Raw genomic sequence first — 6,474 nt, forward strand, 5'->3', positions numbered from 1 at the left:
AAGAGCCGGCTGGAATGACGACTATCGGGCTCAGTTATTCTTTGGTTAAAATATCAACAAAGTGTGCTCCCACCCTGAGGCCCATGCCGCCATTGAAGAGCTGTTGTCGTAATGGACTGTTATCAGCAGGCCATGAGATCACATGCCAACTGCATGGTATGTGGCATCGACAACCAGAGCGCTCTGGGCATCGGCTTTCACCAAACGGGAGAGCACTCGACAGAGGGTGTCTTCTTGACTGATGAAAGATACCAGGGTTATACCGGCATACTCCATGGTGGCATGACCAGCACACTGCTTGATGCTGTCATGACGCACTGCCTGTTGCAGCAAGGCATCAAGGGCTTGACTGCCGAATTGACCATTCGTTTTGTTGTACCGATTAATATCGGAAGCGAAATATATCTTTCGGCACAAATAGTAGACCAACGTCACGGTATTCACCGGTTGAATGCCGTAGCGTCGGTCGATGGGGTTGTTGTTGCAAAAGCGTCAGCAAAATTCATTGAGAAAAAAGTGAATGACAGGAGTTTTATTAATGAAGAATGACATCATGGTTTTACCAGAAATGGATATAGGCATCTCAACCGCCGATCGCCAAAAAATTGCAGATGGTCTGTCAGCACTGCTTGCAGACAGTTATACCTTGTATCTGATGACGCATAATTTCCACTGGAACGTGACCGGCCCCCAGTTCAATAGTCTGCACAACATGTTTATGGACCAGTATACGGAGCAGTGGAATGCACTGGATATTATCGCAGAGCGGATCCGCGCCCTGGGATTTCCGGCACCGGGTACTTACAAGGAATTTGTACGGCTCTCGTCCATCAAAGAAGTGGAAGGGGTGCCTTGTGCCAATGAAATGATCAAGCATCTGGTGCTGGCACAAGAGGCCACGGCCAGAACCGCCAGAAAGTTGTTCAATCTGGTGGATAAGGCCAACGATCAGCCCACCGCCGATGTGCTGACCCAGCGCATCGATATTCATGAAAAAACCGCTTGGATGCTAAGAAGCATGCTCTCCTGACGCCAGTGTGCCTTGGCCTTGAGGGGCCAGCTGCAACGAGATCAATAAAAAGGAGCCCATTGGGCTCCTTCGTTTTTTTGGGGGGGTATTTTCCTGTCAGCTGTCTCTTGGTCCATCCGTCTCAAGTTGGCGGTTAGCTCACCGCCACAGGTCAGGCGATGAGCCTCGCGGAACTGCTATAGGGCTACCCTGGCCCTGTCTCCCCGAGTCTGGGATTGAGGGAGAGGATGCGGGTCTTGCTGACTCTATGGCGATAGATCTCCCGCAGATAGAGCAGTGCCTTTTTCACCGACTCGCGGCTGAGGCGAATGTCGTTGATGGAGACGAACTTCTCTTTCTCGCGGATAAGCTCCCGGTACTTCTTCTCGTACATGGGCTTGATGGCGTACCAGTTGGTATCGAGGATCTTGGCCGGGTTTTCGAACTCGTTGAGCATGCTGTCGAGCAGCTCTTCGTTCCACTCCTCGTTGCAGATCATCTCGATCACCACCTTGTCGAGATGATCGTCGAAGCGATAGTGATCCTTGGCAAAGCAGCGCTTGATAAAGGCCACTATCAGGGTCAGGAAGTCATCGCTCAGGCAGGGGCTCTTGACGATCAGGGTGGTGAGGGAGATGTTGGCCGATGCACCTATGACCAGGGCATAACGCTTGAGGGTGGTATTGGGAAAGAGCCCGTTGAGGTGTGACTTGAGCCGGTTGAGATCCATATAGGAGAGCTTGTACTCCTTGGGCAGAGAGATGATCGACACCACAGAGGAGCAGTTCTTGAAGAAGTGCAGTTCGTTGAGGTGGGCCGGGTCATGGCCGCTTTTCACATAGTCGTCCAGATACTCCCGATAGTTGCCCGCTTCGATGGGCAGCAGGCTGATCCCTTCTATGGCCTGGGTCATCTTGTTGAAGTGGGGCAGCTCGATGGATCGAATGAAGAGGTCGTCCACATTGAGCCCGCCCTCCTTGTCAAACATGCCGCCGGGGGGCGAGATGGACTCGGCATAAGCCACCGCCACCGGTCCCGCCAGACTCATGAAGAGGTCGTTGGCATCGAGGCGAATGGTCTCGCTGATGTCGATGCCCGCCCGGCGAAAGTAGTTCTCGTCGTAGTCGGTGGTGACGGCCTGGGCGGTGAGAATGTTGAAGATCTGCTGGGAGATGTACTGGTTGGCATACTTCTCCATGGTGTTGACGTCAACGTGCTGGATCTCGCCATCGTCGCTCTCTTCGGCGTAGCGCATGATGTCGTTGGAGATCAGCATCATGGCATTCCAGGGCCTGATCCGCTTGAGCATGCTGGCGTCGCACGCCTGCTCGTTGTCGAAGTGATAGGAGAAGTCCCACTCCTCGGCCAGGTATTTGCACAGCAGGCGTCCGGCGTTGATGTGCAGCGCTTCTGAAATCTCGATGCCCCGATCACAGATATTGGGCAGTATGCAGATGCCGCTGGTGAAGATGGGGTCGAACATGAAGTGCTCCCCGAGGGAGAGGTGTTCCTCCTCTTCTGACGGGGGGGAAAAGGTCTTGCTCATGTAGGAGTACTGCTGGGCCAGCCCGAATTCGGAGGCCATGCCGGAGCCGGTACCGCCCCCGGCACTGAAGATGTAGAAATAGAGGCGGGACTGGTTGGCCTTGATACCGCAGGAGTCCACCAGATAGGTATGGATCGCCTGCCACTCGGAGTTGGCGAAGTAGTGGGGGCTCTTGTTGAGAATGATCTTGGCCAGATACTGACCCAGGATGGGGGCGTTCCCCGCGCCCCCGGCATGGATCTCCGACAAGTCCATCACCCGCATCTTGGCGTAGTCGCGCAAGGAGCCACCTTCGCCGCTGCGATTGGAGTGGCGGATGCGGCCATCTATGTCCTTGTCCAGGTCCCCCAGCATCACCATGGGTTCGATCAGAAAGACAGGGCGGGCGCCATTGCTGGGCAGTCGCAGGTTGCGGCGGATCCAGCTCAAGGGGCCAAACTCTTTCTCCCGCTTGCGTTGTTCCTCGCTGTTGAACTCGTTCATGTAAAAGCTGCGGGCGTTGTAAACCAGCGAGGCGACATCCTGGGCGATGTTGGAGCCGCAGCGCCCCAGCCCCACCAGGCAGACGGACGGAAAATTATGCGGCACTGTGGTGCCGGTTTCGTTATCCCCCGGGGCGGTGGGGAATACAGCACTGCGAAGCTGCTCAAGATTGTCGAGAATGCGGGCCAGGTCCCCCTCTGTGTAGTAGAGATAGCGGTTGCCGGCGCTTTGCTCATCATCCGTGCTGGTGGGCAGCAGATCAGTATGCTCTGTCATGAAACAAGATCCCTCTTTGGCGGCGAATGTATATAAATCAGCAGCTTTTGCACTGCCTGGTAACTCTAGATGATAAAAAGCGAGGGGGCGGTGAGAGGGTCGTGAGAGTTGTCACTGTGTGATCATGGGCACAGCAACTGGCCGCAAATCCGTCAGTTCGTTTGCCAAGCGTGCAGCAAGAGTTGGGCTGACTGGGAGAGTGACTTGCCATCCATTGTCTGGTTACAACTGCAGATTGGGTCACAGCGCAGCCTGTGCCTGGCAATGGTGGCAAGGACGCTCAACCTCGCACCGGCAGCGTGCCAGATAGCCCAGCTCGGCGGGATTGGCCGTCTCACCATGACGATAGCGGCATCTGAATACTGTTTTAACTCGCTGTAAAGTCCCACATTGGCCTGGTCGTACCGAACAACCAAACGTGTACGATGGCGAAGTTTTGATGGTCTTGGTGCTGGTTGCGAGAGAAAGGTGTAGAGGGGTTCACTTTTTTAGAAAAGGAAGGGGGTGAGGAATGGACTGATCTGGCTTGCAGAGTCGTGCGGCACTTCATGTTCACTTCACCGAGCGGGGGTAGGGTAGGCGCCAGTTTTCAGTTGGAGCTTTACGAGATGCCCACCATAGTCACCCACGCCGCCGTTCCTCTTTGTCTTGGGCTGGGGCTTGGCAGCCGGATTATCCCGCCGCGCCTGCTGCTGGCGGGGGTTGCCATCGCCATGTTGCCTGATGCCGATGTGCTCGCCTTTAAACTGGGGGTCGCCTACGGTCATGTCTTTGGCCACCGCGGCTTTACCCACTCACTGCTGTTCGCCTTTGCCCTGCCCACTCTGGCCATGCTGTTTCACCGCCAGTTTAAGGCCAGCGCCGCCGCCGTCTGGTCGTTTCTGCTGGTCTCTTTGCTCTCCCACAGTCTGCTCGATTCCCTCACCACCGGCGGCAAGGGGGTTGGCTGGCTCTGGCCTTGGCGTGATGAGCGCTTCTTTGCCCCCTGGCAGGTGATCCGGGTCGCCCCCTTCAAGCTGGAGGCCTATCTCACTGCCCGAGGCGAAGCGGTGATCCTCTCCGAGCTCTACTGGGTCTGGCTGCCGGGGGTTGTATTGATGCTGGTGTTGATGGGATGGCGGGTGTGGGGAAGGGGGAGGTAGTGGTGGGGTTGGAAAGAGCATTTGGATATTTACTGCTCTGGCAAATCTCGATAATAAATAAGAATTTGGCCACCCCATCTCTTGTATTCTGACTATGCGAAGTCTTGCTCAAAAAGATGGGGGGCTAAATTTTGGTGCTCATTTCTGTCTGAATGAATATGTTTGTTAAGTCAGCTCTTGTTCTACGCCGACTAAGTATGAATATGGGTTGTTTCTAATAGATTCCTGTTTATCTATATTATATAGAATTCCTGAGCCAACCATTGAAATACCTGCTCCAACTAATAGTGCATTTGTTGTAGCTAACCCCATTCCTATAAGCATTGAAGAAGAGCCTGCTGAAATGAAAGCTAGCTTCATCCAGCTATTAGTCAGCCACTTGATCCGGCTTCCAGTTAAGCTTTTTTTAAATCGTCAATGGACGGAGCTACCTGATTTAAATAGAGGTCATTCACATGCTGTTGCATAGCTTGCAGGGGAGCATTGTCTGGTAGGCTCGAAGTCAACTCACCGACAACGTTTCTGAACCGTCCTAACTCAGCGGCATGTCTTTCTCGATATTTAATTATTTTATCTATAGGGGTATCTGGAGAGAGCGATATCTTTTCCATCATCAACTCAACAAGAAGTCCTTGAGCGACTTCTTTTGGTACCATATCTCGATGAAAGCGTCGCATCATTCTTTCTTCATCTCTGGTTCCAATAATGGAATGCATCGCAGCATCGGCTTTAACTTTTAAGCTTAAATTGTGTGGCAATGCCGAAGGCGTTATTAAACCAGCCCCAGTGCGCTCGCTAAGTTTTGTTGCCAAAAGAGTCATGTAGAATTCTGCAAATTGACTATCCATATCCATAAAACCACTATGCCCTGGGCGAGCAATTTCCAGCTCATACAACATTTCTTCTAATATATATGGGATTTTGGATGGATGCATTCGAGCAAGCTGGCGAAATCCTCGCGGCATTTTTTCAGGATGAAAACGAACGAAATCCTTATCAGCCTGAGATAATAATTGCAAACCTTCTTCGCTTTCTAAGTAGCGTATTACATCGGGTAAGAGATTTTCGATATCTCGCATATCTGAGTTAACATGAAGTGGCGAGAGAATTCCAGCTTCTTGAAGAGCTTTTGCGGAATCTAGGGAGTAAGGATTTTCAATTGACCTAGGAACTATAGTTTGTATTTCATGCCAATACAGAGCTGCGTTTTTTATCCACGAGTCTTCTCTTATATCTATCCATGGATAGTAAAGCGATTTTGTAAATGCCATTTTTTCTCCTTATGCCCCAACGAAACGCTTAACGAGCTTTTCATGTTCGTGACAAATATGCTTGAACAATAAAATATCCGCATCAGTAAGACCACTGTCACTTGGTTGATCTTCATATTGCGCACGATTTGCTCTGGCGACTAATTGAATAATCTCTTGATCCGCAAAACGCTCCCTACCCTTTAGGCGTTGAGTAATTTCTGGCAGCGGAAAAGTCCCCCCGTATTCAACCTCACCCGAGATACTTAGGTCTTGCTTGTCAACGAGGGCCTTAAGTGCTTCCAATGGCTTTCGATAACGTAAATACTCTATTGAGTTGCGAACTCGTTGGCAAAGATAAGGAGCTCCACGTACACTTACGGTCGTAATGTGACAGGTTGTAAACAATCCCATGAGTGGTGCGTAAATCTCGACAAATCGTTTCGACTCCCGCTCGTTGTTTAAATATAGAGTTGCTTGTCTGTATCCATTGCTCTTGCCAAATGCATAAGCTCCCCCGGCAATTGTGAATATTGCAGCAAGTGCGGAGCAAACAGTCCAGAAATCATTCATAGGCTATTGGGGCATAAAAGTGATTAGATAGAAGGCGGCACTAATTGGATAGCAGATCCTTCCATATAAGGCTGGTCTGCCCTGATAGTTGCCACGAAAAAATTAAATCAAAAAATTACTAAATAACTGATCCCAATAGTGCTACACCTTCGCTGTGCCATAGCCATTCCCCGGGAAAGGAGACACGGTATCCAT

General features: G+C 51.4%; 7 protein-coding genes. 3 read left to right on the forward strand and 4 right to left on the reverse strand.

Annotated elements, in window-relative coordinates:
* The first annotated feature begins 111 nt into the window (after nt 1–111).
* Nucleotides 112–549 carry a PaaI family thioesterase gene (locus tag OKC28_RS22590; RefSeq protein ID WP_021141221.1) on the forward strand — a complete coding sequence of 146 codons (438 nt, stop codon included), beginning with the start codon at nt 112–114 and terminating at the stop codon, nt 547–549.
* The gene (locus OKC28_RS22595; protein ID WP_021141220.1) at nt 539–1,030 is read left to right on the forward strand and encodes a Dps family protein; all 492 of its coding nucleotides are present in this window, start codon (nt 539–541) and stop codon (nt 1,028–1,030) included. The genes OKC28_RS22590 and OKC28_RS22595 overlap by 11 nt, the downstream gene beginning before the upstream one ends.
* A 184-nt stretch (nt 1,031–1,214) precedes the next feature.
* On the opposite strand, the gene OKC28_RS22600 is transcribed toward OKC28_RS22595, so the two are convergent.
* Nucleotides 1,215–3,314 carry a hypothetical protein gene (locus OKC28_RS22600; RefSeq protein WP_021141219.1) on the reverse strand — a complete coding sequence of 700 codons (2,100 nt, stop codon included), beginning with the start codon at nt 3,312–3,314 and terminating at the stop codon, nt 1,215–1,217.
* A 608-nt stretch (nt 3,315–3,922) separates the two neighbouring features.
* On the opposite strand from OKC28_RS22600, the gene OKC28_RS22605 reads away from it, so the two are divergent.
* Entirely contained in the window at nt 3,923–4,456 is a 534-nt protein-coding gene (locus tag OKC28_RS22605) for a metal-dependent hydrolase (RefSeq protein WP_270691140.1), read from the forward strand.
* A 165-nt stretch (nt 4,457–4,621) separates the two neighbouring features.
* On the opposite strand, the gene OKC28_RS22610 is transcribed toward OKC28_RS22605, so the two are convergent.
* From OKC28_RS22610 to OKC28_RS22620, 3 genes are read right to left on the reverse strand one after another with little or no spacing between them, the layout of a single operon-like run.
* A complete protein-coding gene (locus tag OKC28_RS22610) occupies nt 4,622–4,816 on the reverse strand; it encodes a hypothetical protein (protein WP_270691141.1) in 195 nt (64 codons plus the stop codon).
* Nucleotides 4,817–4,851: 35 nt separating this feature from the next.
* On the reverse strand, nt 4,852–5,727 hold the full coding sequence (locus OKC28_RS22615) for a hypothetical protein (RefSeq protein WP_270691142.1): 876 nt from the start codon (nt 5,725–5,727) through the stop codon (nt 4,852–4,854).
* A 9-nt stretch (nt 5,728–5,736) separates the two neighbouring features.
* Nucleotides 5,737–6,279: a hypothetical protein gene (locus tag OKC28_RS22620; protein WP_236395544.1), complete on the reverse strand. Its 543-nt coding sequence runs from the start codon at nt 6,277–6,279 to the stop codon at nt 5,737–5,739.
* Between the last annotated feature and the right edge of the window lie 195 nt (nt 6,280–6,474).

The sequence above is a fragment of the Aeromonas sp. D3 genome, from assembly GCF_027705025.1.
GTDB lineage: Bacteria > Pseudomonadota > Gammaproteobacteria > Enterobacterales > Aeromonadaceae > Aeromonas > Aeromonas salmonicida.